This is a genomic window from Mesorhizobium sp. B2-3-15 (genome assembly GCF_006442875.1).
Classification (GTDB): domain Bacteria; phylum Pseudomonadota; class Alphaproteobacteria; order Rhizobiales; family Rhizobiaceae; genus Mesorhizobium; species Mesorhizobium australicum.
Map to the genome: position 1 here is coordinate 284,919 of NZ_VFVO01000002.1, position 26,817 is coordinate 311,735.

Annotated in this window: 25 protein-coding genes, 1 pseudogene and 1 riboswitch; of the genes and pseudogenes, 19 read left to right on the forward strand and 7 right to left on the reverse strand. The window is 63.1% G+C overall.

The window, feature by feature from the left end:
- Window positions 1-24 precede the first annotated feature (24 nt).
- The 7 genes and pseudogenes from FJ954_RS05430 to FJ954_RS05460 all read left to right on the forward strand — a co-directional run bounded on the left by FJ954_RS05430 (window position 25) and on the right by FJ954_RS05460 (window position 6,988).
- Complete coding sequence (locus FJ954_RS05430) at window positions 25-1,197, forward strand: acyl-CoA dehydrogenase family protein (RefSeq protein WP_140614747.1); 1,173 nt, start codon at window positions 25-27, stop codon at window positions 1,195-1,197.
- 34 nt (window positions 1,198-1,231) lie between these two features.
- A complete protein-coding gene (locus FJ954_RS05435; RefSeq protein ID WP_140660673.1) occupies window positions 1,232-2,440 on the forward strand; it encodes an acetyl-CoA C-acetyltransferase in 1,209 nt (402 codons plus the stop codon).
- A gap of 13 nt (window positions 2,441-2,453) precedes the next feature.
- Window positions 2,454-4,673 (forward strand): 3-hydroxyacyl-CoA dehydrogenase NAD-binding domain-containing protein, encoded by a 2,220-nt coding sequence (locus tag FJ954_RS05440; protein ID WP_140660674.1) that lies wholly within the window; start codon window positions 2,454-2,456, stop codon window positions 4,671-4,673.
- A gap of 28 nt (window positions 4,674-4,701) precedes the next feature.
- A pseudogene (locus FJ954_RS05445) lies at window positions 4,702-4,930 on the forward strand (hypothetical protein).
- Between the two features lie 99 nt (window positions 4,931-5,029).
- A complete protein-coding gene (locus FJ954_RS05450; RefSeq protein WP_140660675.1) occupies window positions 5,030-5,335 on the forward strand; it encodes a hypothetical protein in 306 nt (101 codons plus the stop codon).
- 135 nt (window positions 5,336-5,470) lie between these two features.
- On the forward strand, window positions 5,471-6,106 hold the full coding sequence (locus FJ954_RS05455; RefSeq protein WP_015319305.1) for a helix-turn-helix transcriptional regulator: 636 nt from the start codon (window positions 5,471-5,473) through the stop codon (window positions 6,104-6,106).
- A gap of 9 nt (window positions 6,107-6,115) precedes the next feature.
- Window positions 6,116-6,988 (forward strand): thermonuclease family protein, encoded by an 873-nt coding sequence (locus FJ954_RS05460; RefSeq protein WP_348641122.1) that lies wholly within the window; start codon window positions 6,116-6,118, stop codon window positions 6,986-6,988.
- Here the strand turns inward: FJ954_RS05460 and FJ954_RS05465 are convergent.
- A complete protein-coding gene (locus FJ954_RS05465) occupies window positions 6,954-8,600 on the reverse strand; it encodes a lysine--tRNA ligase (RefSeq protein WP_015319303.1) in 1,647 nt (548 codons plus the stop codon). The genes FJ954_RS05460 and FJ954_RS05465 overlap by 35 nt on opposite strands.
- A 156-nt stretch (window positions 8,601-8,756) precedes the next feature.
- Here FJ954_RS05465 and FJ954_RS05470 point away from each other — a divergent pair, with 156 nt between their 5' ends.
- Window positions 8,757-9,170 carry a tellurite resistance TerB family protein gene (locus tag FJ954_RS05470; protein ID WP_140660676.1) on the forward strand — a complete coding sequence of 138 codons (414 nt, stop codon included), beginning with the start codon at window positions 8,757-8,759 and terminating at the stop codon, window positions 9,168-9,170.
- 39 nt (window positions 9,171-9,209) lie between these two features.
- On the opposite strand, the gene FJ954_RS05475 is transcribed toward FJ954_RS05470, so the two are convergent.
- Window positions 9,210-10,061, reverse strand: a complete 852-nt coding sequence (locus FJ954_RS05475) for a transporter substrate-binding domain-containing protein (RefSeq protein ID WP_140660677.1) — start codon at window positions 10,059-10,061, stop codon at window positions 9,210-9,212.
- Window positions 10,062-10,320: 259 nt separating this feature from the next.
- Here FJ954_RS05475 and FJ954_RS05480 point away from each other — a divergent pair, with 259 nt between their 5' ends.
- The 3 genes from FJ954_RS05480 to FJ954_RS05490 all read left to right on the forward strand — a co-directional run bounded on the left by FJ954_RS05480 (window position 10,321) and on the right by FJ954_RS05490 (window position 12,535).
- On the forward strand, window positions 10,321-11,052 hold the full coding sequence (locus FJ954_RS05480; protein ID WP_041163567.1) for a LuxR family transcriptional regulator: 732 nt from the start codon (window positions 10,321-10,323) through the stop codon (window positions 11,050-11,052).
- A gap of 98 nt (window positions 11,053-11,150) precedes the next feature.
- Window positions 11,151-11,789, forward strand: a complete 639-nt coding sequence (locus FJ954_RS05485; RefSeq protein WP_015319299.1) for an acyl-homoserine-lactone synthase — start codon at window positions 11,151-11,153, stop codon at window positions 11,787-11,789.
- Window positions 11,786-12,535 carry an enoyl-CoA hydratase-related protein gene (locus FJ954_RS05490; protein ID WP_140660678.1) on the forward strand — a complete coding sequence of 250 codons (750 nt, stop codon included), beginning with the start codon at window positions 11,786-11,788 and terminating at the stop codon, window positions 12,533-12,535. Before FJ954_RS05485 ends, FJ954_RS05490 begins: the two co-directional genes overlap by 4 nt.
- A 51-nt stretch (window positions 12,536-12,586) precedes the next feature.
- Here FJ954_RS05490 and ppk2 read toward each other — a convergent pair whose 3' ends face one another.
- Window positions 12,587-13,495: a polyphosphate kinase 2 gene (ppk2, locus tag FJ954_RS05495; protein WP_140660679.1), complete on the reverse strand. Its 909-nt coding sequence runs from the start codon at window positions 13,493-13,495 to the stop codon at window positions 12,587-12,589.
- A gap of 156 nt (window positions 13,496-13,651) precedes the next feature.
- Here ppk2 and FJ954_RS05500 point away from each other — a divergent pair, with 156 nt between their 5' ends.
- From FJ954_RS05500 to FJ954_RS05510, 3 genes are all read left to right on the forward strand, one after another.
- Entirely contained in the window at window positions 13,652-14,917 is a 1,266-nt protein-coding gene (locus FJ954_RS05500) for an ATP-binding protein (RefSeq protein WP_015319296.1), read from the forward strand.
- A gap of 114 nt (window positions 14,918-15,031) precedes the next feature.
- On the forward strand, window positions 15,032-15,757 hold the full coding sequence (gene phoU, locus FJ954_RS05505; RefSeq protein WP_140660680.1) for a phosphate signaling complex protein PhoU: 726 nt from the start codon (window positions 15,032-15,034) through the stop codon (window positions 15,755-15,757).
- A 97-nt stretch (window positions 15,758-15,854) separates the two neighbouring features.
- The gene (locus FJ954_RS05510; RefSeq protein WP_140660681.1) at window positions 15,855-16,862 is read left to right on the forward strand and encodes a magnesium and cobalt transport protein CorA; all 1,008 of its coding nucleotides are present in this window, start codon (window positions 15,855-15,857) and stop codon (window positions 16,860-16,862) included.
- Window positions 16,863-16,954: 92 nt separating this feature from the next.
- Here FJ954_RS05510 and FJ954_RS05515 read toward each other — a convergent pair whose 3' ends face one another.
- The gene (locus tag FJ954_RS05515) at window positions 16,955-17,473 is read right to left on the reverse strand and encodes a GcrA family cell cycle regulator (protein ID WP_140614743.1); all 519 of its coding nucleotides are present in this window, start codon (window positions 17,471-17,473) and stop codon (window positions 16,955-16,957) included.
- A 356-nt stretch (window positions 17,474-17,829) separates the two neighbouring features.
- Between FJ954_RS05515 and FJ954_RS05520 the strand changes: the two genes are divergently transcribed.
- The 3 genes from FJ954_RS05520 (at window position 17,830) to FJ954_RS05530 (ending at window position 21,153) form a co-directional block, all read left to right on the forward strand.
- Window positions 17,830-19,029, forward strand: a complete 1,200-nt coding sequence (locus FJ954_RS05520; protein ID WP_140660682.1) for an aspartate aminotransferase family protein — start codon at window positions 17,830-17,832, stop codon at window positions 19,027-19,029.
- Window positions 19,030-19,045: 16 nt separating this feature from the next.
- A complete protein-coding gene (gene argF, locus FJ954_RS05525) occupies window positions 19,046-19,957 on the forward strand; it encodes an ornithine carbamoyltransferase (RefSeq protein WP_140660683.1) in 912 nt (303 codons plus the stop codon).
- Between the two features lie 164 nt (window positions 19,958-20,121).
- Window positions 20,122-21,153, forward strand: a complete 1,032-nt coding sequence (locus FJ954_RS05530; protein ID WP_140660684.1) for an Hsp33 family molecular chaperone — start codon at window positions 20,122-20,124, stop codon at window positions 21,151-21,153.
- Window positions 21,154-21,227: 74 nt separating this feature from the next.
- Here FJ954_RS05530 and apaG read toward each other — a convergent pair whose 3' ends face one another.
- Window positions 21,228-21,620: a Co2+/Mg2+ efflux protein ApaG gene (apaG, locus tag FJ954_RS05535; protein ID WP_023772981.1), complete on the reverse strand. Its 393-nt coding sequence runs from the start codon at window positions 21,618-21,620 to the stop codon at window positions 21,228-21,230.
- Window positions 21,621-21,839: 219 nt separating this feature from the next.
- Between apaG and FJ954_RS05540 the strand changes: the two genes are divergently transcribed.
- Complete coding sequence (locus FJ954_RS05540) at window positions 21,840-22,991, forward strand: ceramide glucosyltransferase (protein WP_140660685.1); 1,152 nt, start codon at window positions 21,840-21,842, stop codon at window positions 22,989-22,991.
- A 30-nt stretch (window positions 22,992-23,021) separates the two neighbouring features.
- Here FJ954_RS05540 and FJ954_RS05545 read toward each other — a convergent pair whose 3' ends face one another.
- Window positions 23,022-24,212 (reverse strand): O-succinylhomoserine sulfhydrylase, encoded by a 1,191-nt coding sequence (locus tag FJ954_RS05545; protein WP_015319287.1) that lies wholly within the window; start codon window positions 24,210-24,212, stop codon window positions 23,022-23,024.
- A 56-nt stretch (window positions 24,213-24,268) separates the two neighbouring features.
- Window positions 24,269-24,346: riboswitch (SAM riboswitch) on the reverse strand.
- A 158-nt stretch (window positions 24,347-24,504) separates the two neighbouring features.
- Between FJ954_RS05545 and FJ954_RS05550 the strand changes: the two genes are divergently transcribed.
- Window positions 24,505-25,599 carry a 2'-deoxycytidine 5'-triphosphate deaminase gene (locus FJ954_RS05550; RefSeq protein WP_140660686.1) on the forward strand — a complete coding sequence of 365 codons (1,095 nt, stop codon included), beginning with the start codon at window positions 24,505-24,507 and terminating at the stop codon, window positions 25,597-25,599.
- Between the two features lie 141 nt (window positions 25,600-25,740).
- Here the strand turns inward: FJ954_RS05550 and araD1 are convergent, their stop codons facing one another.
- Window positions 25,741-26,733, reverse strand: a complete 993-nt coding sequence (gene araD1, locus FJ954_RS05555) for an AraD1 family protein (protein ID WP_015319285.1) — start codon at window positions 26,731-26,733, stop codon at window positions 25,741-25,743.
- Window positions 26,734-26,817: the final 84 nt, after the last annotated feature.

The window sequence follows — 26,817 nt, forward strand, 5'->3', positions numbered from 1 at the left end:
GTCTGTCGATACGCGGAGGAAATCGTGGCGACAAATCCCGCCGAAGTGCTCTCTTTGCCGAAACCAGCCTGGGCGGCCGACGAGGTCGGCATGCTCTACGACATGGCGACCCGCTTCATGTCGGAGGAGATCGCGCCGCGCTACGACGAGTTCGAGAAGAACGAGATGGTCGACCGCGAAAGCTGGTTGAAGGCTGGTTCCGCCGGCCTGCTCTGCGCGTCCATGCCGGAGGAATATGGCGGCTCCGGCGGCACCTTCGCGCATGAGAGCGCGATCATCGAGGCGATCGGCCATGTCGGCGTCGACGGTTTCGGCATCGGCCTGCACAATTCGATCGTCGCCCCCTACATCCTCCATTACGGCTCGGAAGAGCAGAAGAAGAAATGGTTGCCCAGGCTCGCCACCGGCGAACTGATCGGCGCCATTGCCATGACCGAGCCCGGCGCCGGTTCCGACCTGCAGGGTGTCAAGACCCGTGCCGAGAAGGACGGCAACCAGTACAAGATCAACGGCTCCAAAACCTTCATCACCAACGGCCAGCTGGCGAACTTCATCATCGTCGTCACCAAGACCGATCCGGAGAAGGGCGCCAAGGGCACATCGCTGATGGTCATCGAGACCGACGAGGTCGAGGGGTTCGAACGCGGCCGCAACCTCGACAAGATCGGACTGAAGGCCAACGACACGTCGGAGCTGTTCTTCAACGACGTGCGTGTACCGACCTCCAATCTGCTCGGCCATGAAGAGGGACAGGGCTTCGTCCAGCTGATGCAGCAATTGCCTCAGGAGCGATTGCAGATCGGCACCGGGGCGATCGCCATGATCGAGCGGGCGCTGGCGCTGACCATCGACTACGTCAAGGAACGCAAGGCCTTCGGCAAGGCGATCATCGATTTCCAGAACACACAATTCAAACTGGCGGAGCTGAAGACCGAGGCCACCATCGGCCGCGTCTTCTACAATGACTGCGTCACCCGCCACATCAATGGCGGCCTCGATCCGGTGACCGCTTCGATGGCCAAGTACTGGCTCTCCGACCTCCAGGGCAAAGTCGTCGACGAATGCCTTCAATTGCATGGCGGCTATGGCTACATGAATGAATATCCGATCGCCCGCATGTTCCGCGACGCTCGCGTCCAGCGCATCTATGGCGGCACCAACGAGATCATGAAATTGCTGATCGGACGCTCGCTCTGAGCAGCTTTTCAGCGAACCCCAGGGAGCATGAAAAATGACCGAAGCTTATGTCTATGACGCCGTGCGCACGCCGCGCGGCAAGGGCAAGAAGGACGGATCGCTGCACGAAGTGCCGGCGGTACGGCTCGCCGCCAGGACGCTCGAGGCCCTGCGCGACCGCAACGGGCTGGACACTGCAAACGTCGACGACATCATCTTCGGCTGCGTCGACCCGGTCGGCGAGGCGGGTTCCGTCATTCCACGGGCCGCAGCATTCGAGGCCGGCTACGACACCAAGGCACCCGGCATGCAGATCTCGCGCTTCTGCGCCTCCGGCTTGGACGCCATCAATTTCGGCGCCGCCAAGATCGCGCAAGGCGCCGATGAAATCGTCATCGCCGGCGGCGTCGAATCCATGTCGCGCGTCGGCATGGGCATGTCCGGCGGCGCCTGGTTCATGGATCCTTCGGTCGGCCTGCCCGGCTGGTTCGTGCCGCAAGGCATTTCGGCCGACCTGATCGCCACCAAATACGGCTTCTCGCGCGACGACGTCGACGCTTACGCGGTCGAGAGCCAGAAGCGCGCCGCGAAGTCGTGGACCGATGGCCGCTTCAAGAACTCGGTCATTCCGATCAAGGACCAGAATGGTCTCACCATTCTCGACCATGACGAGCATATGCGGCCGTCGACCGACATGCAGTCGCTCGCCTCTCTCAACCCGTCCTTCGTCATGCCTGGCGAAATGGGCGGCTTCGACGCGGTGGCGGTGCAGAAGCATCCGGAGGTCGAGGAGGTCAACCACGTCCACCACGCCGGCAACTCGTCCGGCATCGTCGATGGCGCGGCCGCCGTGCTGCTCGGCTCGAAGAAGGCCGGCAAGGCGATGGGTCTCAAGCCGCGCGCGCGCATCCGCACCTTCGCCAACATCGGCTCCGAGCCGGTGCTGATGCTGACCGGCCCGGTCGACGTCACCGAGAAACTGTTGAAGCGCGCCAAGATGAAGCTGTCGGACATCGACCTGTTCGAGCTCAACGAGGCCTTCGCCTCGGTGGTGCTGCGCTACATGCAGGCTTTCGAAATTCCGCACGACAAGATCAACGTCAATGGCGGCGCCATCGCCATGGGTCACCCGCTCGGCGCCACCGGCGCGATGATCTTCGGCACCGTGTTGGACGAACTCGAGCGGCGCGACCTCAACACCGCGCTGGTGACGCTCTGTATCGGCGCCGGCATGGGCACTGCAACCATCATCGAACGCGTCTGACGGGGAGAGAACGATGAGCTACACCAATTTCACCCTCGACATCGACGCCGATGGCATCGCGTTGGTCACCTGGAACAGCCCGGACCGCTCGATGAACGTCTTCACCGAAGAGGTGATGCGCGAGCTGAACGATATCGTGGACAAGGTGGCCGGCGACGCCGCCATCAAGGGCGCGGTGATCACCTCCGGCAAGGACACCTTCTCCGGCGGTGCCGACATCACCCTGTTGCAGAAGATGCTGACCACCTTCGCCAGCGAGAAGGTCAAGGATGTCGAAAAGGCGACCAAGGCGCTGTTCGACAATGCCGGCATCATGACCGGCCTGTTCCGCAAGCTGGAAACCTGCGGCAAGCCATGGGTCTCGGCGATCAACGGCACCTGCATGGGCGGCGCCTTCGAAATGTCGCTCGCTTGCCATGGCCGCGTCGCGGCCGACTCCGACAAGGTCAGGATGGCACTCCCCGAGGTGAAGATCGGCATCTTCCCCGGTGCCGGCGGCACCCAGCGTGTGCCGCGGCTGACCGACCAGCAGCAGGCATTGCAAATGCTGACCTCCGGCCAGACCCTGTCGCCGCAGAAGGCGAAGGCGATGGGCCTGATCCATGAGATCGCCGAACCGGCCAAGCTGGTCGAGACCGGCAAGGCAATGATCAGGAACGGCCTCAAGCCGGTGGCGCCGTGGGACGAGAAGGGTTTCAAGCTGCCCGGCGGGCCGGTCTATTCGGCGGCCGGTGCCAATCTGTGGCCGCCGGCCATCGCCATCCTGCGCCGCGAGACCCATGGCAATTACCCGGCCGCCGCTGCGATCCTGAAATGCGTCTATGAGGGCCTCCTGGTGCCCTTCGATACGGCGCTCAGGATCGAGCAGCGCTATTTCACCGAGATCATGCAGACCAAGGAAGCGGCGGCGATGATCCGCTCGCTGTTCGTGTCGCTGCAGGAATTGAACAAGGGCGCACGGCGCCCGGCCGGCGTGCCGGACACCAAGTTCAAGAAGATCGGCATCCTCGGCGCCGGCTTCATGGGCGCGGGCATCGCCTATGTCACCGCCAAGGCCGGCATTCCGGTGGTGCTGCTCGACCGGGACATGGAGGCGGCCGCAAAGGGCAAGGCGCATTCCGACGGCCTGATCTCGGATCAGGTCAAGAAGGGCCGTGCCAAGCCCGAGGACAAGGACAAGCTCTTGTCTCTGATCACGCCGACGGCAGACTATGCCGACCTCGCCGGCTGCGATCTCGTCGTTGAAGCCGTGTTCGAGGATTCCGCCGTCAAGAAGGCCGCCACCGAACAGGCGGAAGCCGCGTTGAAATCGTCGGCGATCTTCGCCTCGAACACCTCGACCATTCCGATCACCGGCCTCGCCAGGAATTCGGCGCGGCCGAAGAATTTCATCGGCATCCATTTCTTCTCGCCGGTCGACAAGATGATGCTGGTCGAGATCATCCTTGGCAAGAAAACCGGCGACAAGGCCTTGGCCACCGCGATCGACTTCGTGCGGGCCATCAAGAAGACGCCGATCGTCGTCAACGACACGCGCGGCTTCTACGTCAACCGCTGCGTGCTGCGTTACATGTCGGAAGCCTACAAGATGCTGATCGAAGGCGTGCCCGCGCCGATGATCGAGAATGCGGCCAAGGCCGCCGGCATGCCGGTCGGTCCCTTGGCGCTGACCGATGAGACGGCCATCGACCTTGCCCAAAAGATCATGAAGCAGACCATCAGGGATCTCGGCGAAAAGGCCGTCGACCCCAGGCAGATGGCGCTGATCAACACCATGGTCGACGATCACGGCCGTTTCGGCCGCAAGAACGGCAAGGGTTTTTACGACTATCCGGGCAAGCCGGCCAAGAAGAAGCTGTGGCCCGGCCTGAAGGATCTCTATCCGCAGCTCGCGGCCGAGAAGGTCGACTATGAGGAGCTGCAGCAGCGCCTGCTGGTCACCATCGCGCTCGAAGCGGCGCGCGTGATGGAAGAGGGCATCGTCACCGATCCACGCGAGGCCGATGTCGGCTCGATCCTGGCCTTCGGCTTCGCGCCCTACACCGGTGGCGCGCTGTCCTATATCGACGGCATCGGCGCCAAACAATTCGTCAAGATCGCCAAGGCGCTGCAGAAGAAGTATGGCGCCGAGTTCAAGGCGCCCAAGCTGCTCCTCGACATGGCCGAGAAAGGTGAGACCTTCTACGAACGCTTCGACCCCTATGCCAAGGGCGATGTGAAGCAGGCAGCCTGACAGAGCGTCATGTTATGTCTGGGCGCGCATGCTGGCCACGGCGCGAAGCCGTGGCCCCTACATGATGGGCGGTGAAGGCCGGCTGGCCTTTCGCTGCTTGCCGACCGACTATGACCGCAAGGCGCGCCGCTTCCTCGACATTGACGCGGTTGTCGCCGCACTTGGCCGTGCGTGAACCGCGGCCACAGACCGAGGCAGAACGCATTTTCATGACATCGCACCAGGGACTGCGCGGGCTGGCCAGATCGTCCGGCTGATCAACCCGTTGGCAAGCAGGGTTCGATCGACTTTGCCAAACCAAGCGCGGATGATACATTAGGTATCGCTAACATGATGTTGGCGGAGGAGTAATCATCATGCGTATGATGCTGAGAGTTTGCATCCCGGCCGAGGAAGGCAATAAGGCGATCAAGGACGGCAGCATGGGCAAGATCATCGAGCAAACCCTGTCCGATCTCAAGCCGGAGGCTGCCTATTTTACCGCAGACGGTGGTTGGCGGACGGCCTACCTTTTCCTGGAGGTAAAGGACAGTTCGGACATGCCCTATGTCGCCGAGCGGTTCTTCTTCGCCTTCAATGCCACCGTCGAGCTCATCCCGGTGATGAACGTCGACGAGCTCCAGAAAGGCCTACCGAGGGCGATGGCGGCATTGGCCGGATAGCGGCTTCGGCCATGACACTGTGCCGTCGTTGCGGCACACAGCTTTGTTCGTGATCCGCCGGCCCGCTGGTGGACAACGCAGCCGTTGCGCGTTAGACAGGAAGAGGCATTTTTTCCTGTTTCGAAGGAGAGCGTCATGCTCTCGCACGACCGAGTCTGGGCTGCCATCGATGCTCTTGCCGAGCGCTATTCGCTTTCGGCTTCGGGTCTGGCAAGGCGCGCGGGACTTGATTCAACCGCCTTCAACAAATCCAAACGCTTGTCCTCGGACGGTCGGCCGCGCTGGCCCTCGACCGAATCGCTGGCCAAGATCATCGAGGCGACGGGCGCTTCGCTGGACGAATTCACCGGGCTGATCGAAGGCCGTGGCGCATCGCCCGCCAGCCGGCGCGCGGTGCCGTTGCTCGGCTTCGCCCAGGCCGGCGCCGGCGGCTTCTTCGACGATGCCGGCTTTCCGGCGGGGCAGGGCTGGGATCTCGTCGAATTGCCGGCGCAATCGACCGAAAGTTCCTATGCGCTGCAGGTCCAGGGCGATTCCATGCTGCCGCTATACCGCAACGGCGACGTCCTCATCGTCGAGCCGGGTGCGGCCACCCGCAAGGGCGATCGCGTCGTCGTCAAGACCACATCGGGCGAGGTGATGGCCAAGGTGCTCGAGCGCCAGACAGTCAAGTCGATCGCGCTGGTCTCGCTCAATCCGGAGCATCCGGACCGCGATATCCCCATGCTCGAGGTCGAGTGGGTGGCGCGGATCGTCTGGGCAAGCCAATAGGTGCAACGGGTGCGACTTCCTCATCTTGTCCTGGCGGTTCTGATGATCCCGGCGATGGCGGCGCTGGTCGTTGCCGGCGGACGCACGCTGAAAGGCAGCGAAAGCACTGTTGCGGTGGATCAGATCGATCCCGGCGCCGACACTACCGCTGAGGCAGATAGGGATGCGACGCCCGAGGAACCGTCCACCTCAGCGATTCGTGCACCGGCGCAGCCACCAAATCCGGCGGTGCATTCGCGGGCGATCGACCCGGACGTGGTCGCGCCGCCGGAACTGCCTACCGGCGAACTCGAGCGGGTCGAGCCGCGTGCGCCGTTGAGCAAGCTGGCGCTCGCCGTGCCGCCCAAGCCTAAAATGCCCGACGACTGGAACGGCACGAAACTGTTCCAGCCGGTAGCTCCGGCCGCCGGCCTGATCGAGGCGAAGGGGTATTCGGTCGCGATTTCCGGCATCGATGTCGTCAGGCAGGACGAGACCTGCACCACCGACGGGAAATCCTGGCCGTGCGGCATCCGCGCGCGCACGGCATTCCGCGCCTTTCTGCACGGCCGCGCCGTGGTTTGCACGGTGCCGCCGGAAGGCGGACGCGACCGGATCGCGGCGGAATGCCGGATCGGCAAGCAGGATGTCGGTCAATGGCTGGTCGAAAACGGCTGGGCACGTGCCGCCAAGGGCGGACCCTATGTCGAGGCCGGTGACAAGGCACAAGGCGCGAAGAAAGGCATTTTCGGGTCGGCGCCGAACCTTGCCGGCATCTCGGCGATGCCGGCCGCACCCACCCCAGCGCCTCAGGCGCCGGGCTCGATCCTGGAGGAGGACTCGATCCTGCAAGAGGAGGGCGGCGTCCTCAAGCCAGCTGACCAGCCAGCGCCTTCTGAATGAGCGAGCGGGTCTCGGCGACGCCGTAGAGGGCGGCGAATGATCCAAAGCGTGGACCACGCTCCTGGCCGATCAGCACCTGGTAGATCATCTGGAAGAAGGCGCCTGAGACACCCGGGCCACCTTCAGGACTTTGCTTGGAATGATCCTGATAGCGTTCGATCTTGCGCGCCACGTTGAGCGAAGCGTTCTGGATCGCTTCGCCGCTGGCGCCCGCCGGCAAGTCGCCAAGTGCCTTTTCGAGAGCCACCAGCGCTTCGCGCTCGACCTCGTCGGCCGGGCGAAAGGTTTTCGTCGGCTTCACGAAATCGTCGAAGTAGCGGATCGCGTAGCCCGTCAGCCGGTCCAGCTCGGGATGGGTCGCCGGAGTCACACCCGCGACGTGACGCGAGATGAAGCCCCACAGCACCTCCTTGTTCTGCGCATTGGAGGCGCTGACAAGGTTGAGCAGCAGCGAGAACGGCACCGGCATGTCGATGGCGGGCGGGTTGCCGTCATGCATATGCCAGACCGGGTTGCCCAGCCGCTCCTTCCACTCCTGGCGGGGATAGGCGGCGAGGAAGGTGTAATATTCGTCCACGGCCCGCGGGATGACGTCGAAATAGAGTTTCTTGGCCTGCCGCGGCCGCTGGTACATGTAGAGCCCGAGGCTCTCGGTCGGTGCATAGGTCAGCCATTCGTCGATGGTCAGGCCGTTGCCTTTCGACTTCGAGATCTTCTGGCCATTCTCATCGAGGAACAGTTCGTAGACGAAATGCTCCGGCGCCCGCCCGCCCAGTATGTTGCAGATGCGGTCGTAAACCACTGCATTGGTCTGATGATCCTTGCCGAACATCTCGAAATCGACGCCGAGTGCCGCCCAGCGCATGCCGAAATCCGGCTTCCACTGCAGCTTCACGCGGCCGCCGGTGACCGGCAGCGTGGTTTCGGTGCCATCATCGTCGAAGGTGATGGTACCGGCCTTGGCGTCGACATGCTTCATGGGAACGTAAAGCACGCGCCCACTCTTTGGCGAGATCGGCAGGAAGGGGCTGTAGGTCGCCTGCCGCTCAGGTCCGAGCGTCGGCAGCATGACCGCCATGATCTGGTCGTAGCGTTCGGCGGCGCGCAACAGCATCGCATCGAAGCGGCCTGACTTGTAGTATTGCGTCGCGCTGGCGAATTCGTAATCGAAGCCGAACGTGTCGAGGAAGCGGCAGAGCATCGCATTGTTATGGTCGGCGAAGCTCGCATAGTCGCCGCCGAAGGGGTTGGGCACCGATGACAGCGGCTTGTGCAGATATGGCTCGAGCGCAGCGCGGTCCGGCACGCTGTCGGGTATCTTGCGCATGCCGTCCATGTCGTCGGAAAAGCACAGCAGCTTGGTCGCGACCTTGTCCTGCGTCAGCACGCGAAACGCATGGCGCACCATCGAGGTGCGCGCCACTTCGCCGAACGTGCCGATATGCGGCAGGCCCGACGGTCCATAGCCGGTCTCGAACAGGATCGTTTCGGGGAAATCGGCGCCCTTGTAGCGTTCGATGATCTTTTTGGCTTCCTCGAACGGCCATGCCTTGCTCTCGGCCGCGGCCGTCAGCAGTTCGGGATTGAGATCGATGATGTTTGATCCCGCCATGTCACAGTTTTCCAGATTGTATCCCGGCAATAGCCGCAAGTGCATTTTCAACCGGTCTCTAGGCGTGCGTGGCCGGAGCGTCAACGCGTCGGGCGCTTTTTCCTTGCGGCCTCAGGCTCCCCTTCCTACCTTCGGAGCCCGTTCAAGGAGCAAAGAATGCTGTCGCCCACCCCGCACGAAGCCCTGATCTATCTGATGGTCATCACTTCGGCCTCCGACGGGGACATGACCGATGTCGAACTGGCCAGGATCGGTGAGGTTGTTCGCTCGTGGCCGGTGTTCGAGGATTTCAAGCAGGACCGGTTGGTTGCCGTGGCCCAGGCCTGCCAGAAGATGCTGCATGAGAAGGGTGGGCTCGAAGGTGTCCTGACCCAGGTCTCGGAGGCGCTGCCGGAGCGGTTGCGCGACACCGCCTATGCCGCGGCCTTCGAAGTGGCCGCCGTCGATCTGGAGATGCGGCTGGAGGAAGTGCGGGTGCTGCAGTTGATCCGTCGCCAGCTCGATCTCGACACGCTGACCGTGGCGGCCATCGGCCGTGCGGCCAAGGCAAGGCTGCGAACTCTGACCTGACGAGGTTACGGCCGGATCAGAAAAGCTGACCGGACCGGATCAGAAGAAACTGACCGGGAAATAGCGCAGGTAGAATTCGGCAAAGGTGCCTTTCATCGAAATCTCTTGCAAAGCGTAGTCGAGGGCCGCGGCCAGCGCCGGATTGTCCGCTCGCGTGGCGATGGCCATGCCGGTGCCCAGATACTCGGGCGCCAGGTAGGGGCCGCCGGCAAAGCGGCAACAGCCGGCGGCATCGGAGCCGCCGAGCCAGAAGGCGAAGCGCATGCCATCGCCGAAGGCCGCGTCGATCTTGCCGGCCTTGAGATCGCCATAGAGGGCTTCCGGCTTGTCGAAGGGGACGACCTGGACCGTGCCGAAATAATCGCGCAGCATGCGTTCATGGGCCGAGCCCGATATCACGCCGACTCGCTTGCCATGCAATTTGTCGAAGAGCGGTTCCGCCAGCGCCTTGTTCTTCGCAGTGATGAAGCGCGCCGGGAACTGCAGGTAGGCGCGCGAGAAGGCGTATGTCTGGCGGGACTGTGACGTCGGGGCAATGCCGGCGATAACAGCTTCACCTTCGCCCCTCTCAAGCGCGCCTTGAAGCTCCGCCCAAGGCAAGGCCTGGATCTGGCATTTGTCGACGATGCCGAGTTCCGCGCAGATGGCGCGCGCCAGGTCGATGTGGAAACCGGACAGCTTCCCCGCGCCGTCGAGGAAATTGAAGGGGGGGAAATCCGTGGTCGTCAGGAACCTCAGCCGCGGCAGCGCCGAAAGGTCGGGCTTGGGAAGCCGCTCCTTGGCATCCCACAACACCGGCACCTGCGGCTCCGCCGCGCCCGCGCCGGAAACCCATGACAATGCGGCGATGAGCGCCGCTGCCAGGACATGGGACCTCCATTGGAACGCCACGATAAAACTCCGCCGCACCCGTGCTCGTGCCGGTTTTGGTACGAAAACGATACAGGCACAATGCTTTTTGATTTCAACGCTTCGATTTCAGGATATGGTTCGGTCGGTTTGCAAACAGCGGTGGCTGCCCTGGTGGGAATACCAGGGTCGAGAACCACAACCGGAAGCGGGCGCTTTGCAATCCGTGGTCGGTGGCGAAGTGCCGGGAAGGCGCGGACCATGGACTTAATGCATGAGGCAACATGGGGTTGATGTTGCGATGAGTCAGTTCGATCGAACGCTGGAATACATAGATCAACTGCAGCACGCCGCAACGGCGGCCGCGGTCTGCGAGAAACTGTTGGGCGTAACGTCGGAGTTCGGTCTGACCGCGCTGATGGCCGGAACCGTTCCGCAGCCGGGCACACCGACGGGCCAGCAGAAGCAGCATGTGCTGCTCTGCGACTGGCCGGTCGAATGGCTCGAGCGCTACGTGACGCGCAACTATGTCGATCACGATCCCGTCGTCAGTCACATGAAACAGCTGCAAGCGCCGTTCCAGTGGCGGGAAGCCGCCCAGGGCATCCGCATCGACAAGAGCAGCGGCGAAGTGATGGGCGACGCCGGCGCCTTCAAGTTGCGCGACGGGCTGGCCTTTCCGTTGATCACGCTCGACGGCGAAATCGTCATGGTGTCGCTGGGGGGCGAGGCCGTGGAACTGTCGGCGGCCGAGTTCGGCCTGGTCTCCCTGGTCTCGACCTATGCCGTCGGCCGCGCCATGCAGCTCCACACCATGGCGACCACGACGATCGATCACATCGAGCTGACGCCGCGCGAACGCGAATGCCTGCAATGGGCTGCCGTCGGCAAGTCCGAATGGGAGATTTCCCAAATCCTCGGCATCTCCGAGCACACCTCGGAGAAACATCTTCTTAACGCCAAAAGCAAACTCGGTGCCGTCAACCGGGTCCAGGCAGTCGCCGAGGCGATAAGGCGCGGCTACATTAGCTAGGTCGGCCGTGCAGGCCTAGAACTTCTTGCCTACGTGATCACGCAATTTTCGCATCGAAGCACGGCCGTATCTTCCCCTGAACCACAGGAGACTACGGAATGCTTTTTTGTCTTACGACCAAGGAATTGATGGAACGTCCCGACCTTTGGGAGGCCGTCCATCGGCTGCGCTACCGGATATTCGTCGAGGAGATGGGATGGGAGGACCTTCGGCGCCCCGACGGATTTGAAGTCGACCAGTTCGATCATGACGAGGCGGTGCATCAGATCGTCATCAGGGGCAATGAAGTCGCGGGCTATCAGAGGATGTTGCCGACCACACGGCCGCATTTGTTGACCGAGGTGTTGACCGATCTCTCCGAAGGAACGCCGCCGGCGGGTCCCAACATCTGGGAGTTGACCCGCTACGCGGTGGCTCCGGGTTTTCGCGATGGCCGGCGCGGCGTCTCGACCGTCGGCACGGAATTGATAGCCGGCTTCGTCGAGTGGGGTCTGAAGCGCGGCGTCGACAAGGTGATCATCGAGTTCGAGCCGATGTGGGTGCTGCGCGCATTGCAACTGCACTTCCTGGCGACGCCGCTCGGTTATCAGCGCACCTATGGCAACCAGCAGGTCGTGGCGACGCTGCTCACCTTCAACGAGCACACGCTGGACGTGGTGCGTTCGCGCCGCAATCATCATGCACCCGTCCTAGCCAGGGGATATCCCGACATGTTCGGTCAAAGGAGGGCGTCATGAACGCGCACCCGCAACCCGAACTGCGCAACCACACACTGATCGTCACTGTGTCGTCGAACGACGGCCGGCCGGTGCTCGACCGGAGGGCCTATGAGAGCCTTGCCAGGACGTTCCATGAAGCCGCCGAGAATGACGAGGTGCGGGTCGTCGTGCTGCGCGGCCTGGCGGGCTGCTTCTGCCTCGGTGGTGATTTTTCCGAATTCCTGGATGCCGCCAAGCACCAGAAGCTGATCGCCGCCGTCACCGACATGTTCCGCATGCTGGCGACGTTTCCAAAGCCGATCCTGGCCTGTGTCGACGGCGATGCCGTCGGCGTCGGCTGCACCATCCTGTTCCATTGCGACATGGTGATCGCATCTGAAAAAAGCACGTTCCGGGTGCCGTTCGTCGATTTCGGCCTGGTGCCGGACGCGGCAACCAGCATCCTGGCGCCGCAGAAACTCGGCTATGCCGGTGCTTTCCGCTTCTTCTGTCTCGGCGACACGCTTGTTGCCGAAGACGCCAGAGCGCTCGGCCTCGTTGCCGAGATCGTCGCGGAAGGCAGCGTCGAGGAAGCGGCGCTTGGCCGAGCCAGGCAGCTCGCCAAAAAGCCGGTTGCCGCTTTGCTGCAGACACGCGGCCTGCTCAAGGGGAACACCGCCGCGCTTTGCGAGCGCATCGACGAGGAGATATCGCTGTTCCAGCAGGCGCTGCAGGACGACGCCACGTTGCGACGGTTGCAGCGGATCGCCAGGCTGGCTGCCTGAGCCACTGCCCGGAATGCCGTGCCGCGCGGACCATCACGCGGCACGGCGGTATCAACTTTCCTTGCCCAGGAATGACGGCCCTTCGCCGATGATCTTCTTGTCTTCCTTGCCGATGTCGTCGAGATCGCGCCCCTCATAGGGCAGCGACAGGAGGATGCGGCGCATCACCGCCAGCCGCGCGCGGCGCTTGTCGTTGGCCCGCACGATGATCCATGGCGCGAACTCTTTGTGGGTGCGCTCGAACATGGTGTCGCGCGCCTTGGTGTAATCGTCCCACTTGGTGATGCCGGCAATGTCGATCGGCGAGAACTTCCAGCTCTTCAGGGGGCTGTAGCGGCGATCGTGAAAGCGCTCGAGCTGCGTCTCCCGGCCGATGTTCAGCCAGAATTTGAAGAAATGGATGCCGTCATTGACGATCATGCGTTCGAAATGCGGCGTCTCGTCGAGAAACTTCTCGTGCTGTTCGGGGGTGCAGAACCCCATCACCGGCTCGACGCCGGCACGATTGTACCAGGAGCGGTCGAAGGTGACGAATTCGCCCGCTGTCGGGAAATGGTCGGCGTAGCGCTGGTAGTACCATTGCCCCAGTTCCGTCGGGGTTGGCTTGGTCAGCGCGACGTTGCGCGCCGTGCGTGGGTTAAGATACTGGCGCAGCACGAATATCGTGCCGCCCTTGCCGGCCGCGTCACGACCCTCGAACAGCGCCATCATCCGCTTGCCGGTCGCCTGCAGCCATGCCTGCGCCTTGACGAGCTCTATCTGCAATTTCTCGAGCGTCTCGTCATACTCCTCGCTCTTCATCTTCTTGTCGTAAGGATATCCGCCCGCGGTCAGCTTGTTCTCCTCGACCCAGTCCGGAAGCTCGGGATTCTCGATATCGAACTCCCGTTCCTTGCCGCCGATCCTGATTTTCAGCGGGCCCGAGGTTGGAGTGACCGAATTGTCGTTGGCTTTTTTCATGCAGACGAACCCTTTTAAGTGTCTGGACTCATGCTATTGGGAGCCACTACAGCGCCGCGCCTCCGTTTGGACGCGCAAAGGAGGCTGTAGCACTTTTGATTTGCGGTCCAGCGGAAGTTTTCGCCGCCGTCTGACCGGTGGAGGCTGGGCGCGCGAATGACCGAGCTGGGCGCAGAGCAGAAGAGCACGGGGCAAGCTGTGGCCGCTCGGCTGTGGCACAGCCGCTGGCTGCTTGCGGCCGGTGTCGTGGCGGTTCTGATCGCCTTTGGCTTCGCGGGCTTTTCCGCCTACGTGCTGGTGCCGGCGCTGCTCCTGCTGCCGGCCGCGGCAATATTGCCGGTCACCGGCGCCCGCCATTCCGCGGGGAACGCCGCGGCGATCGAGGCGATTGGCTTGCAGCGCCTGTCCGGTGAATATCTGGCGGCCGCCGTGGCCGACCCGCTCATCATCTTCGACCACGCCGCCACCATCGTCCACGCCAACGCCGCCGCCTTTGCCGCCTTTGGCGGCATCGCGCCCGGCATATCGCTGCCGCTGAAATTCCGGGCGCCGGAAATGCAGGCGCTGCTGGACAGTGTGCTGTCGGGCACTGTCGCCTCGGATGTCGTCGACTACACGGAGAAACTGCCTGTCGAACGGGCCTACCGGGTCAGCGCATCCTCGGTCGGGCATGGCACCGATCTTTATGTGCTGGTTTTCAAGGACCAGAGCGAGGCGCGGCGTATCGACCGCATGCGCGCCGACTTCATCGCCAATGCCAGTCACGAATTGCGCACCCCGCTGGCTTCGATCGCGGGCTTCATCGAAACGCTGCGCGGACCGGCCCGCAACGATCCGGCGGCGCGCGAGCAGTTCCTCCAGATCATGCAGAACCAGACCGGCCGCATGGCCCGCCTGATCGACGACCTCCTGTCTCTGTCGCGATTGGAGATGAAGCCCTATCTCAAGCCGGGAACCGAAGTCGATCTGCGCCAGACCGTCGACAGCGTCATCGATTCGCTCGGCCCGCTCGCCCGCGAAAACAATGTCGCCATCGAGCGCGATTTCGCCAAGGGGCCGCTCGATGTGCCGGGCGATCGCGACGAGCTGTTCCAGGTGTTCGAGAACCTTTTGGAAAATGCCTGCAAATACGGCCAGTCGGGCGGTCGTGTCGTGGTGTCGATCGCGCGCGGCGATGATGGTTCCGAACCCGGCATCGACGTCACCATCAGGGATTTTGGTCCCGGCATCCCCGAGGAGCACATACCGCGCATCACCGAGCGCTTCTATCGTATCGATGTCGAGACCAGCCGGACCCAGAAGGGCACGGGGCTTGGCCTGTCGATCGTCAAGCACATCCTGACACGTCACAACGCCAGGCTGACGATCAGGTCCGAGGTCGGCAAGGGCGCCGCCTTCTCGGTCCATTTGCCGGCGCACTGATACTGCCCTAGTTTTCCACGGGGCCGTTTCTTTTTTCTGTCATCCCGTTAGCGTATCAGCGGGGATTCGAGGAAACGACTCAAAGACAAGATCCCGTGGGAAGGCATTTCATCCATGCAGTCCGTTCACATTGTCAGCGCCTATGACGAGGAACTGAAATATCTTTCGAAGCGCATCGCCTCGATGGGTGGGCACGCCGAGCGCATGGTCGAGCAGGCGGTCGCCGCCCTGGTCAATGCCGATCCGGGGCTGGCTCAGAAGGTCATCCGAGACGACGCCGTCCTGGACGAGGGACAGCGTGAGATCGACGACAAGGCGATCATCATTATCGCCAGGCGTCAGCCTATGGCGACTGACCTGCGCGAGATCGTCGGCGCCATCCGCATTTCGGCCGACCTCGAGCGCGTCGGCGACCTCGGCAAGAACGTCGCCAAGCGGGTGGTTGCCGTTACCGACGGCCGGCAGCCGACCAGCCTGTTTCGCGGCCTGGAGGCTCTGGCCAATTTGGCGCTGACCCAGCTGAAGGAAGTGCTCGACGTCTATGCGTCGCGCTCGGTCGACAAGATCGGTTTCGTGCGCGACCGTGACGACCAGATCGATGCCATGTACACGTCGCTGTTTCGCGAATTGCTGACCTACATGATGGAAGATCCGCGCAACATCACGCCCTGTACGCATCTGCTGTTCTGCGCCAAGAATATCGAGCGGATCGGCGATCACGCCACCAACATCGCCGAGACCATCTACTACATCGTCACCGGCGACCAGATGCCCGCCGACCGGCCGAAAGGCGACAAGACCGACAAAATCGGCCTCCCCGAGGCGCTGCCGGTGAAGTGAACGCACATCCTCTCGAACGCTTGATCATATTGCGGTAGACTATCCCGAGATAAGCTTGCTGGTTCCCCAGGGAAGGCAACGCTTTCGGGAGGCTGCGATGGAATATGTCCGGGAGTTCAAGGCCTCGCCGCCGGCATCAGGCATCATCGCCTGCGGCGTCTACACCGCAGGCCGCCGCATCGCCGATATTCCCATCGAGGAAGCCGGCGAATGGGCCAAGAAATCGGGACATGTCGTCTGGATCGGGCTGCTTGAACCCGACCGCGACCTCCTGCTGCGCGTCAAGGCGCAGTTTCATCTGCATGAACTGGCGATCGAGGATGCCGAGCATCCGCACCAGCGGCCAAAGATCGAGCAATATGGCGATGCGCTGTTCATCGTCGCCCGCACGGCGCAGCTGATCGACGGGCGCGTCACCTTCGGCGAGACACATCTGTTTGTCGGCTCAGGCTACATCGTCAGCGTCAGGCACGGTCCTTCGACATCCTATGCCGCCGTGCGGCAGCACTGGGAAAGCTGCCCGCACTCGTTGGCCAAGGGGGAGGATTTCGTCCTCTATGCCATTCTCGACTTCATCGTCGACAATTACATGCCCGTGCTCGAGCAGATCGAGGACGAGGTCGAGGCAATCGAGGACAAGGTCCTGCTGAAGCCGATGACCGGCCCCGACATCGAACGCCTTTACATGCTGCGCCGCGACCTCCTGCGCCTGCGCAACGCGGCATTGCCCCTGGTGGAAGTCTGTCGCCGGCTGACCAGCGCCGACCTGCCGCAGATCCATTCGGCCATGCACCCGCTGTTCCGCGACGTGACGGACCACATCCGTACTGTCCAGGAGAAGATCGATAGTCTGCGCGAGGTGCTGGCCTTTGCCTTCGAAGCCAGTCTTCTGGTCGGTCAAAGCCAGGAAACGGCGATCTCCAAGAAACTCGCTTCATGGGCGGCCATCCTGGCGGTGCCAACCGCATTCGCCGGCATCTACGGCATGAACTTTACCGACATGCCGGAGCTGAAGATGGCATATGGCTATCCGATGGTGCTGGCCACCATCGCGCTGATCTGCTGCTTCCTGTATTGGCGCTTCAGGAAGAACGGCTGGCTGTGAGGAAGTCGGTAGTCGGTAGTGAGTAGTCGGTAGTGGTTGGTGGGAGCGCTTGTTTCCTCACTACTCACTACTCACTACTCACTACTCACCGCTTATCTATTCCGCCGCCGCTCCGCCGCCGGCTGGAACGCCACGCGGGCATGGTATTTACAGTAGGGACCGGTTTCAGCGGCTTCGTTGCCGCAGAAATTGAAGTCCTCCGAAAGTGGATCGCCGTTCGGCCATTTGCAGGTGCGCTCGGTCAGTTCGACGAGCTGCAGATGCCGTGAGATCGGCACCACGACGTTCTCGACCGGACGGATGTAGTGCCGCGCCACCGGTTCGGCGTCGAATTGCGTCTGAAGGGCCGTCGCGCCGATCGAAGTCGTGACGTGGCGTGCCGTACTTGCGGCGCGCGCCACCGATTTCTGGACGGTCGATCCCTGCGTAGCCTTCTTCTGGCGCGCCGGCGTCGCTGTTGCGCGACCGCGACCCGACAGCTTCAGCCGGTGCACCTTGCCGATGACGGCATTGCGGCTGACCCCTCCAAGCTGCGCAGCAATCTGGCTTGCGCTCAGACCCTCCGACCACAGTTTTCTCAAGAGTTCTACCCGCTCGTCAGTCCAGTTCATGACCGCGCTCCTCATAAGCGTGCGGCAATCAGAATCCATTCCCGACCCAGCACCACTGCTGGGGCAGACACCACATATATCTGGTGATTAGGTCCGCCGCACGAAATCTAGTTATTTCTTGACTACAACTACTCTATGCGCTGACTCGGTGACAAGAGTCCCAAGTGCAACACGAATCGGTTTTTTCGGTTTTCCCCAACTTGCCCGGTCGCTCATGAGCCGGCGTTGCGTCGGGGGGCTTGCCGCGCGCCACTACGCGACGTTTTCGTTGACTTCATGGCCGAAAAACACGATAAGCCGCAGAAGGCCGCCGCTTTGGCGGCTTTTTTGATTTTCCGGTACCGGAGACGCATATAATGAGCGGTTCGGCGCTTTACGAGACCTTTGCTCGCGCACCCCTGGCCTTCGACCATGGGGAAGGCACTTGGCTGGTTACCGACAAGGGCGAGCGATATCTCGATTTCGCCGGCGGCATCGCGGTCAATTCGCTTGGCCATGGCCATCCGCACCTTGTCGCGGCCCTCACCGAGCAGGCGGCGAAACTCTGGCACGTCTCCAATCTCTATGAGATCCCGGGGCAGAGCAGACTTGGCGAGCGGCTGGCTGATGCCACCTTCGCCGACAAGGTGTTCTTCACCAATTCCGGCGCCGAGGCGCTGGAATGCGCGATCAAGACGGCGCGGCGCTACCACTTCGTCAAGGGACATCCCGAGCGCTTCCGCATCATCACCTTCGAAGGCGCCTTCCATGGCCGCACGCTGGCGACAATCGCGGCAGGCGGCCAGTACAAATATCTCGAAGGCTTCGGACCCAAGGTCGAAGGCTTCGACCAGGTTGGCTTCGACGACATCGACGCCGCCGAGAAGGCGATCACGCCCGAGACCGCCGCGATCCTGATCGAGCCGGTGCAAGGCGAGGGCGGTATCCGCCCAGTACCGACACAGTCGCTCAAGCGGCTGCGGCAGCTCTGCGAACAGCACGGCCTGTTGTTGATATACGACGAGGTCCAGTGCGGCATTGGCCGTACCGGCAAGCTGTTCGCGCATGAGTGGTCCGCGGTGACGCCCGACATCATGGCAATCGCCAAGGGCATTGGCGGCGGCTTCCCGATGGGCGCCTGCCTTGCCACCGACGAGGCGGCCGTCGGCATGACCGCCGGCGTGCACGGCACCACATTCGGCGGCAATCCGCTCGCAATGGCGGTCGGCAACGCCGTGCTCGACGTCGTTCTGGAAGACGGCTTCCTGGAGGATGTCCAGCGCAAGGCGCTGCTGATGAAGCAGGGGCTAGCCTCGATAGCCGACGAATTCCCCGAAATTGTCGAGGATAGCAGGGGCACCGGGCTGATGCTCGGCCTCAAATGCGCGATGCCCAACGGCAAGGTGAACATGGCGCTGCGCGACCAGCATTTGCTGGCGGTTCCGGCCGGCGACAACGTCATTCGCCTGCTGCCACCGCTCACCGTCACCGACGCCGAGATTCACGAAGCGCTCAACCGCATCCGCGCCGGCGCCAAGGGCCTGTCGGAGGCGATCGCCTCCGCCGCCGCGAAGTAATCCGGAACCATTCCTGATGTCAGTTCGCCATTTCACCGATCTTTCCACCGTTTCCGAAGGCGATTTGCGCTTCATGCTGGATGATGCGGTGACGCGAAAGGCGCGTCTCAAGGCCGGCGAGCGGAGCAAGCCGCTCGAAGGCAAGGTGCTGGCCATGATCTTCGACAAGCCGTCGACGCGCACGCGCGTTTCTTTCGACGTCGGCATGCGCCAGCTCGGCGGCGAGACCATCATGCTGACCGGCACCGAGATGCAGCTCGGCCGCTCCGAGACAATCGCCGACACCGCCAAGGTGCTGTCGCGCTACGTCGATGCGATCATGATCCGCACCACCTCGCATGAGCGGCTGCTGGAGCTGACCGAGAATGCCACCGTTCCGGTGATCAACGGACTGACCGACGACACCCACCCTTGCCAGCTGATGGCCGACATCATGACTTTCGAGGAGCATCGCGGTCCGGTGGCCGGCAAGACGATTGCTTGGACCGGCGACGGCAACAATGTGCTGCACTCGCTGCTCGAGGCCTCGGCACGGTTCCGCTTCAATCTCAACGTCGCCGTGCCCGAAGGCAGCGAACCGGCGCAGAAGCATGTCGACTGGTCCAAGGCGCATGGCGGCAAGCTGCATTTCACCCGCTCGCCCGAGGAAGCCGTCGACCAGGCCGACTGCATCGTCACCGATTGCTGGGTGTCGATGGGACAGGAACACCGTGCTCGCGGGCACAATGTCTTCTCGCCCTATCAGGTCAACGCGGCGCTGATGGCCAAGGCCAAGCCGGATGCATTGTTCATGCACTGCCTGCCGGCCCATCGCGGCGAGGAAGTGACCGACGAGGTCATCGACGGGCCGCATTCGGTGGTCTTCGACGAGGCCGAGAACCGGCTCCATGCCCAGAAGGCAGTGCTTGCCTGGTGCCTCGGTGCTTGAAGTGTCTTGGTGCTTGAAGTGTCTTGGGGCTTGAAGTGTCTTGGGCGCCCGAAATGCCCAGGCGCCTGAAATGCCCAGGCGCTTGATCTGCGGCGGCGCGATGCCTATCTGCGCCGCATCACGCAAATCAAGCGCGTTTGGACGCATGTGCCCACCAGGGCCGCATGGCCGCGCCCTGGAGCTTTGTCATGTTGGAAAGCCATCAAGTGACTGAACATCACCCCAAACTCGGCGAGTTCGGCTACGCCGGCGACGATCACGTCGTTCCCTTCGAGGTCGGTCCGCTCGACGTGCGCGGCCGCACGGTCCAGCTTGGGCCGATGCTCGACGCCATCCTTGGCCGCCACGATTATCCCGAGCCGGTCGCCCGCCTGCTGGCGGAAGCCTGCGTGCTGACCGTTCTGCTCGGCACCTCGCTCAAATTCGAAGGCAAGTTCATCCTGCAGACCCGTACCGATGGGCCTGTAGACATGCTGGTCGCGGACTTCTCCACGCCCTCGGCACTGCGCGCCTATGCACGCTTCGATGCGGATCGGCTCGAAGCACTGGTCGCGGCAGGCGAGACGTCCCAGCAGACGCTGCTTGGCAGCGGCGTGCTGGCGCTGACCATCGACCAGGGCGCCCATACCCAGCGCTACCAAGGCATCGTCCAGCTCGACGGCGAAACGCTGGAAGACGCGGCGCGCACCTATTTCCGTCAGTCGGAACAGATCCCGACCGATATCAGGCTCTCGGTCGCCAAGCTGCTGACGCCCGGGATCGGCGGCGCGCGCGAGCAATGGCGCGCCGGCGGCATCCTGGCGCAGTTCCTGCCGCAATCGCCCGAGCGCATGCGCATTCCGGACCTGCCGGGTGGGGACGGCGATCCGCGCGAGGAAGTCCACGATCCGGCCGATAATTCCTGGCAGGAACTCCTGGCCTTGCTCGGCACCATCGAGCCGACCGAATTGATCGACCCGACCATAGGCGCCGAGCGGCTGCTGTATCGTCTGTTCCACGAGCATGGCGTGCGCGTCTTCGGCGGCGTTCCCGTGGCCGACCAGTGCTCATGCTCCCGCGACAAGATCCGTGGCATCCTCGAAGGCTTCTCAGCGCAGGAGATCAAGGACAGCACAGAGGATGGCGGCATCCATGTCGCCTGCGAATTCTGCTCGACGCAGTACGACTTCGATCCGGCCGAGTTTGCGGCTCAGTAAAGCCTTTCCTTCTCCTCGTTCCGCGGGGAGAAGGTGCCCGAAGGGCGGCTGAGGGGCGGCGCGACCGTCGGCGCTCAGTTCACCGTGCGCCTTGTCCCCGGCAGATCGAGCGAGAAGGCCGGGATGGCGATGTCGAACGTCTCGCCGCGCTTGTTGCGCATCGTGTAGCGTCCGACCATGATCCCGGAGGGTGTCGAGAGCGGGCAGCCGGACGTGTACTGATAGCTGTCGCCGGGATTGAGTTCCGGCTGGTCGCCGACAACGCCCGGCCCGCGCACCTCCTCGACCCGGCCGGCACCATCGGTGATGTGCCAATAGCGCGACAGAAGCTGCACGAACTCGTCAGACTGGTTGTCGATCGTTATCTGATAGCCCCAGACGTAGCGGTTCTCCTGGGGATCTGAACGATCCTCCAGATAGAACGGCCTGACCTGCACTTCGATGTTGCGCGTCACGGCGCGGTACATGAGCGGCTCCAAAACAATCCGACGACTTTCGACGCTCGCGGTGAGCAGGTCAACGTGCGCGTCTTGTCGCGCCTGGGATTGAAACGCAGGTGCCGGCAAAGAATGTCATTTAAGTGACACACGACAATGGTGGTGTGCGCGAACCGGGCGACTCGGCCCTCTGTCGAACTGTTGAAAACGGCCGCGACGCGGGCCGACTTCCGGAGTGACCAGATCTCGATGGAACTCACTCTCATATCCGCCTCGCTTTCGACCGCACTCATCCTCTCAAACGCTGCCAGCATCCTGCTTGCCGCTTCACAGCTGAAACGGCGCACCACGATTGCCCCGCCGGCGGGCAGATCGCCGGCGGTGTCGATTGTCGTCCCGTCGCGCGGCGTCGAGCCATTCACACATGAGACGCTGGAACGCGCCTTCGCGCTCGACTGGCCACGCTACGAACTGATCTTCTGCGTCGCCCATGCCGACGACCCGGTGGTCAAACTGATAAACAGGGCGATTGCCCGGTTTCCGCAGGTGCCGGCCCGGCTGTTGATCGGCGACGACCGTGTCAGTGCCAATCCAAAGCTCAACAACTGCGTCAAAGGCTGGGAAGCGGCGCGCCACGACTGGGTCATTCTTGCCGATTCCAACGTTCTGATGCCGAGGGACTATGTCGAGCACATGATGGCGGCGTGGCAGCACGGTACCGGCCTTGTCTGCTCGACGCCGATCGGCTCCAGGCCAGATGGTTTCTGGGCCGACGTCGAATGCGCCTTCCTCAACACATTGCAGGCCCGCTGGCAGTATGCCGGCGCGGCGCTCGGCCTCGGCTTCGCGCAGGGCAAGAGCATGCTGTGGAACAAGCCGATGCTGGACGCCAATGGCGGCATACGCGCGCTGGCCGCCGAGATCGCCGAGGACGCCGCCGCAACCAAGCTGGTGAACGGCCTCGGCCTGCGTGTCAACCTCGTTGCCGCCCCCTTCGAGCAGCCGCTCGGCCAGCGCACGTTTGGCGAGATCTGGTCGCGCCAGGCCCGCTGGGCGCGCCTGCGCCGCGTCACTTTCCCGCTGTTCTTCGCGCCCGAGATCCTGACTGGTGCGGCGGTCCCGCTGGTTCTTGCGCTGATTGCCGCGGCGAGCGCCGGCATTAGTCTCTGGGCGACCGCGATTGCCGTGCTGGCGGCGTTCTATCTTCCGGAATGCGCTCTGGCCCTGGCCAAGGGTTGGCACGTCTCGACGCGCATGATCGCGGCGACGGTCGCGCGGGACGTCATGCTCCCGGCCATCTGGGCGCGCGGCTGGCTCGGCGGCGCCGTCGACTGGCGCGGCAACGCCATGACCATCCGCACCAAGACGGCGGAACTGGAGGAGACGCCGTCGAGCGCCTGATCGCTGCTGACGACGCTGCCTGGACGAAACCTATTTGGCGGCCTTCAAGGCTTGCGCGATATCTTCCAGCAGGTCGTCCGTATCCTCCAGGCCGACCGACAGCCTGAGCGTACCGGGCCCGATGCCGAGTTCGGCGCGGGCCTCATCGCTGAGGTTCTTGTGGGTGGTCGTCGCCGGATGGGTGATCAGGCTTTTGGCGTCGCCGAGATTGTTCGAGATCAGCACGATGTCGAGGGCGTTCTGCAGGGCGAAGGCCGCCGGCTTGCCGCCCTTGACGTCGAGGCAGATCAGCGTCGAGCCACCCGACATCTGCTTCTTGACGATATCGGCCTGCGGGTGGTCGGCACGGCCGGGATAGATGACGCGGGCGATCTGCGGCTGCCCGGCCAGGAAGTCGGCGATCCTGCCGGCGCTCTCGGTCTGCTGGCGCACGCGCAGCGGCAAGGTTTCCAGGCCCTTCAGCAGCGTCCAGGCGTTGAACGGCGACAGGCTGGGACCGGTGTGGCGGAAATAGTCGTGCAGGTTCTCGTCAATCCACTTCTTGTCCGACAGGATGACGCCGCCCAGGCAGCGGCCCTGGCCGTCAATGTGCTTCGTGGCCGAGTAGACGACGATGTGCGCACCAAGCTGCAACGGCTTCTGCTGCAGCGGCGTGGCAAAGACATTGTCGACGACCAGCCGCGCGCCGATCGAATTGGCAAGCGAGGCGACGGCGGCGATGTCGACGACCTCGAGCGTCGGGTTGGTCGGGCTTTCCAGGAAGAACAGCTTGGTGTTCGGCCTGACCGCCTTTTCCCAATTGGCGATCTCGGTGCCGTCGACCAAGGTCGCCTCGATGCCATAGCGCGGCGCCAGCGTCTCGACCACCCAGCGGCAGGAGCCGAACAGCGCGCGCGCGGCCACGATGTGGTCGCCGGCCTTGACGCTGCACAGAAGGGCAGCCGTCACCGCCGCCATGCCCGACGCCGTGGCGCGCGCGTCTTCGGCGCCTTCAAGCGCGCACATGCGCTTTTCGAACATGTCGACGGTCGGGTTGGCGTAGCGCGAATAGATGAAACCAGGCTCTTCGCCCTTGAAGCGGGCCTCGGCGGCCTGCGCCGTCTGATAGACATAACCCTGGGTCAGGTACATCGCCTCGGAGGTTTCGCCGAAGCCGGAACGCAGGGTTCCGCCATGCACGAGTGCCGTCTGAGGTTTCCAGTTGCGCTTCTTGGTGCTCATCGCTTTGTTCCAGACACAAAAAAACCGGCCGCGAAAGTCGCAACCGGTCCATACGGCCTTGCGGCCCGACGGTCCTTTAGCGACTTGTTTAACGTGGCTGCAAGCCGACCGGCCAAATCACCACGGGATAACGACCCTTTAGACCCGCGCCACGCTTGCGTCAATTGCCGGCTTCATTAAGACGTTTGTACCAAGGCAGGTTCCGCAAAAGTGCCCGGCGGTTTTGCGGCAAGAACCTGCAACAAACAAGAACCTGCAACGAAAGAGACCAGTCTTGGGGCGGAGCCAGACTTTGCGGCAGACAGGCATTCTTCCCGATCAGGACATTTCGGCGCTGTTCCGGTCCGGCGCGCTGAAGTCGCCGCGCGCGCTCGATGCCGACCAGATCCAGCCGGCAAGCCTTGATCTCAGATTGGGCGAAAAGGCCTGGCGGGTTCGCGCCTCGTTCCTGCCCGGTCCCAACCACAAGGTGTCGGAAAAGCTCGATCGGCTGCAACTGCACGAGATCAGTCTGACCGAAGGCGCGGTCCTCGAAACCGGCTGCGTCTATATTGTGCCGCTGCTCGAAAGTCTGGCCCTGCCGGCTGACATTTCGGCCTCGGCCAATCCCAAGAGCTCGACCGGGCGGCTCGACATCTTCACCCGCGTCATGACCGATCGGGGCCACGAGTTCGATAAGATCGCCGCCGGCTACACCGGTCCGCTCTATCTCGAGGTCAGCCCGCGCACCTTTCCGATCATCGCGCGCACGGGGTCGCGCCTGTCTCAAATCCGCTTTCGCACCGGCAACGCGCTGCTCTCGGAAGCCGAGTTGCATGAACTGCATCGTGCCGAGATGCTGGTCGCCACGGAGCCACCGAACATTTCCGGCGGCGGCATCGCGCTGTCGATCGACCTCAATGGCGACAAGGATGGGCTGGTCGGCTATCGTGGCAAGCACCACACCGGCCTCGTCGATGTCGACAAGCGCGCCGCGCAGGATGTCCTCGACTTCTGGGAGCCGATCCACAAGAGCCGCGCCGGCGAACTGGTGCTCGATCCCGACGAATTCTACATCCTCGTCAGCCAGGAGGCGGTGCATGTGCCGCCGCTCTACGCCGCCGAGATGACGCCATTCGATCCGCTGGTCGGCGAGTTTCGTGTCCATTATGCCGGCTTTTTCGATCCGGGTTTCGGCCATTCGGCGGCCGGCGGCACCGGCAGCCGGGCGGTGCTCGAAGTACGCAGCCACGAAGTGCCGTTCATTCTCGACCACGGCCAGATCGTCGGCCGGCTGGTCTACGAGCACATGCTGAAGCGACCGCAGGCGCTCTACGGCACCGATCTCGGCTCGAACTACCAGGCGCAGGGCCTGAAGCTGTCGAAGCATTTCCGCGCCGTGCGCTAAGGTCGAAGCTGCCGACCTCGCTCTTGTGGGAGAGATGCCCGGCAGGGACGTGACTGAAACCTATTGCTAGATCGGCGGGACAGCGCCCCGCTCTGGCTTGCCAGCCATTCCCCACGAGAGGGGAATCACGCGCTCATGGCTTCAAAGCGCCTTCACCGACACCTTCACCGGCTTCTCGATCTCGAGCGGGTTGCGCAGCGGCAGTCCGAAATCCCCGGCCTCGATCTCGAACACGTCGCCGGCTTCCGTCTTGATGCCGTCGGCGAAGGATAGCGTCGCGGTGCCGAACATATGCACATGCACGTCGCCAGGCTGGCGGAAGGCCGAATATTTGAAGTGGTGGTGTTCGAGATTGGCGATGGTGTGGGACATGTTCGTTTCACCCGACAGGAAGGGCTTTTCCCACAATGCCTTGCCGTCGCGCAGGATACGCGACGTGCCGCGGATGTCCGAAGGCAGGTCTCCGATCAGGATCTCCGGGCCGAAGGAGGCATTGCGCAGCTTGGAATGGGCGAGGAAGAGATAGTTGACGCGCTCGGTCACATGGTCCGAGAATTCGTTCGACAAGGTGAAGCCGACGCGGAATGGCGCCCCGTCATCGCCGATGACATAGATCCCGGCGACCTCTGGTTCCTCGCCGGCATCCTTGGCAAAGGCCGGTGACATGAGCGCCGCGCCAGGCGCGACTGCCATGGTGCCGTTCCCCTTGTAGAACCATTCCGGCTGCACGCCGACCTGGCCTTTCGCGGGCTTGCCGCCTTCCAGTCCCATGCGGAACATCTTCATGGAATCGGTGAGTTGCTCCTCGCCGTCGGTGCTGAGCTTCTTGTGCATGGAATCGCGCGTCGCGGCCGACCCCAGATGCGTCAGCCCGGTGCCGGTCAGGTGCAGATGCGCCGGGTCGGGGTGATTGATTGGCGACAGCAGGCGCCCCCGCTTGTAGGCGGCGTCGAGATCGATCGTCTCGCCAAGCCCCTTGCGTTCGATCAGGGCGGCCAGGCCGACGCCGGTGCGGGCGGCCTCCATCGCCAGCGAATAGACGCTGCGTGCCCCGTTGATGATCCGGGTCTTCCCGCCGCTGCGGGCAACGACACGGATCGTCTCGGCGTCGTCGAGAATCTGCGAGATCAGCATGATCAGTCCTCTCTCATTTATCTGTACCCGGCTGCCAATGGGCAAATCCTGACCGGCGCGGCGCGGAAACGCGCCACGGTTGAA

Bases quoted from the DNA above. Each gene is read 5' to 3' on its own strand.
- FJ954_RS05435 (WP_140660673.1), top strand. From the start codon at position 1,232: ATGACCGAAGCTTATGTCTATGACGCCGTGCGCACGCCGCGCGGCAAG.
- FJ954_RS05440 (WP_140660674.1), top strand. From the start codon at position 2,454: ATGAGCTACACCAATTTCACCCTCGACATCGACGCCGATGGCATCGCG.
- FJ954_RS05450 (WP_140660675.1), top strand. From the start codon at position 5,030: ATGCGTATGATGCTGAGAGTTTGCATCCCGGCCGAGGAAGGCAATAAG.
- FJ954_RS05455 (WP_015319305.1), top strand. From the start codon at position 5,471: ATGCTCTCGCACGACCGAGTCTGGGCTGCCATCGATGCTCTTGCCGAG.
- FJ954_RS05465 (WP_015319303.1), bottom strand. From the start codon at position 8,600: ATGGCGGGATCAAACATCATCGATCTCAATCCCGAACTGCTGACGGCC.
- FJ954_RS05470 (WP_140660676.1), top strand. From the start codon at position 8,757: ATGCTGTCGCCCACCCCGCACGAAGCCCTGATCTATCTGATGGTCATC.
- FJ954_RS05480 (WP_041163567.1), top strand. From the start codon at position 10,321: ATGAGTCAGTTCGATCGAACGCTGGAATACATAGATCAACTGCAGCAC.
- FJ954_RS05485 (WP_015319299.1), top strand. From the start codon at position 11,151: ATGCTTTTTTGTCTTACGACCAAGGAATTGATGGAACGTCCCGACCTT.
- FJ954_RS05490 (WP_140660678.1), top strand. From the start codon at position 11,786: ATGAACGCGCACCCGCAACCCGAACTGCGCAACCACACACTGATCGTC.
- ppk2 (WP_140660679.1), bottom strand. From the start codon at position 13,495: ATGAAAAAAGCCAACGACAATTCGGTCACTCCAACCTCGGGCCCGCTG.
- FJ954_RS05500 (WP_015319296.1), top strand. From the start codon at position 13,652: ATGACCGAGCTGGGCGCAGAGCAGAAGAGCACGGGGCAAGCTGTGGCC.
- phoU (WP_140660680.1), top strand. From the start codon at position 15,032: ATGCAGTCCGTTCACATTGTCAGCGCCTATGACGAGGAACTGAAATAT.
- FJ954_RS05510 (WP_140660681.1), top strand. From the start codon at position 15,855: ATGGAATATGTCCGGGAGTTCAAGGCCTCGCCGCCGGCATCAGGCATC.
- FJ954_RS05515 (WP_140614743.1), bottom strand. From the start codon at position 17,473: ATGAACTGGACTGACGAGCGGGTAGAACTCTTGAGAAAACTGTGGTCG.
- FJ954_RS05520 (WP_140660682.1), top strand. From the start codon at position 17,830: ATGAGCGGTTCGGCGCTTTACGAGACCTTTGCTCGCGCACCCCTGGCC.
- argF (WP_140660683.1), top strand. From the start codon at position 19,046: ATGTCAGTTCGCCATTTCACCGATCTTTCCACCGTTTCCGAAGGCGAT.
- FJ954_RS05530 (WP_140660684.1), top strand. From the start codon at position 20,122: ATGGCCGCGCCCTGGAGCTTTGTCATGTTGGAAAGCCATCAAGTGACT.
- apaG (WP_023772981.1), bottom strand. From the start codon at position 21,620: ATGTACCGCGCCGTGACGCGCAACATCGAAGTGCAGGTCAGGCCGTTC.
- FJ954_RS05540 (WP_140660685.1), top strand. From the start codon at position 21,840: ATGGAACTCACTCTCATATCCGCCTCGCTTTCGACCGCACTCATCCTC.
- FJ954_RS05545 (WP_015319287.1), bottom strand. From the start codon at position 24,212: ATGAGCACCAAGAAGCGCAACTGGAAACCTCAGACGGCACTCGTGCAT.
- araD1 (WP_015319285.1), bottom strand. From the start codon at position 26,733: ATGCTGATCTCGCAGATTCTCGACGACGCCGAGACGATCCGTGTCGTT.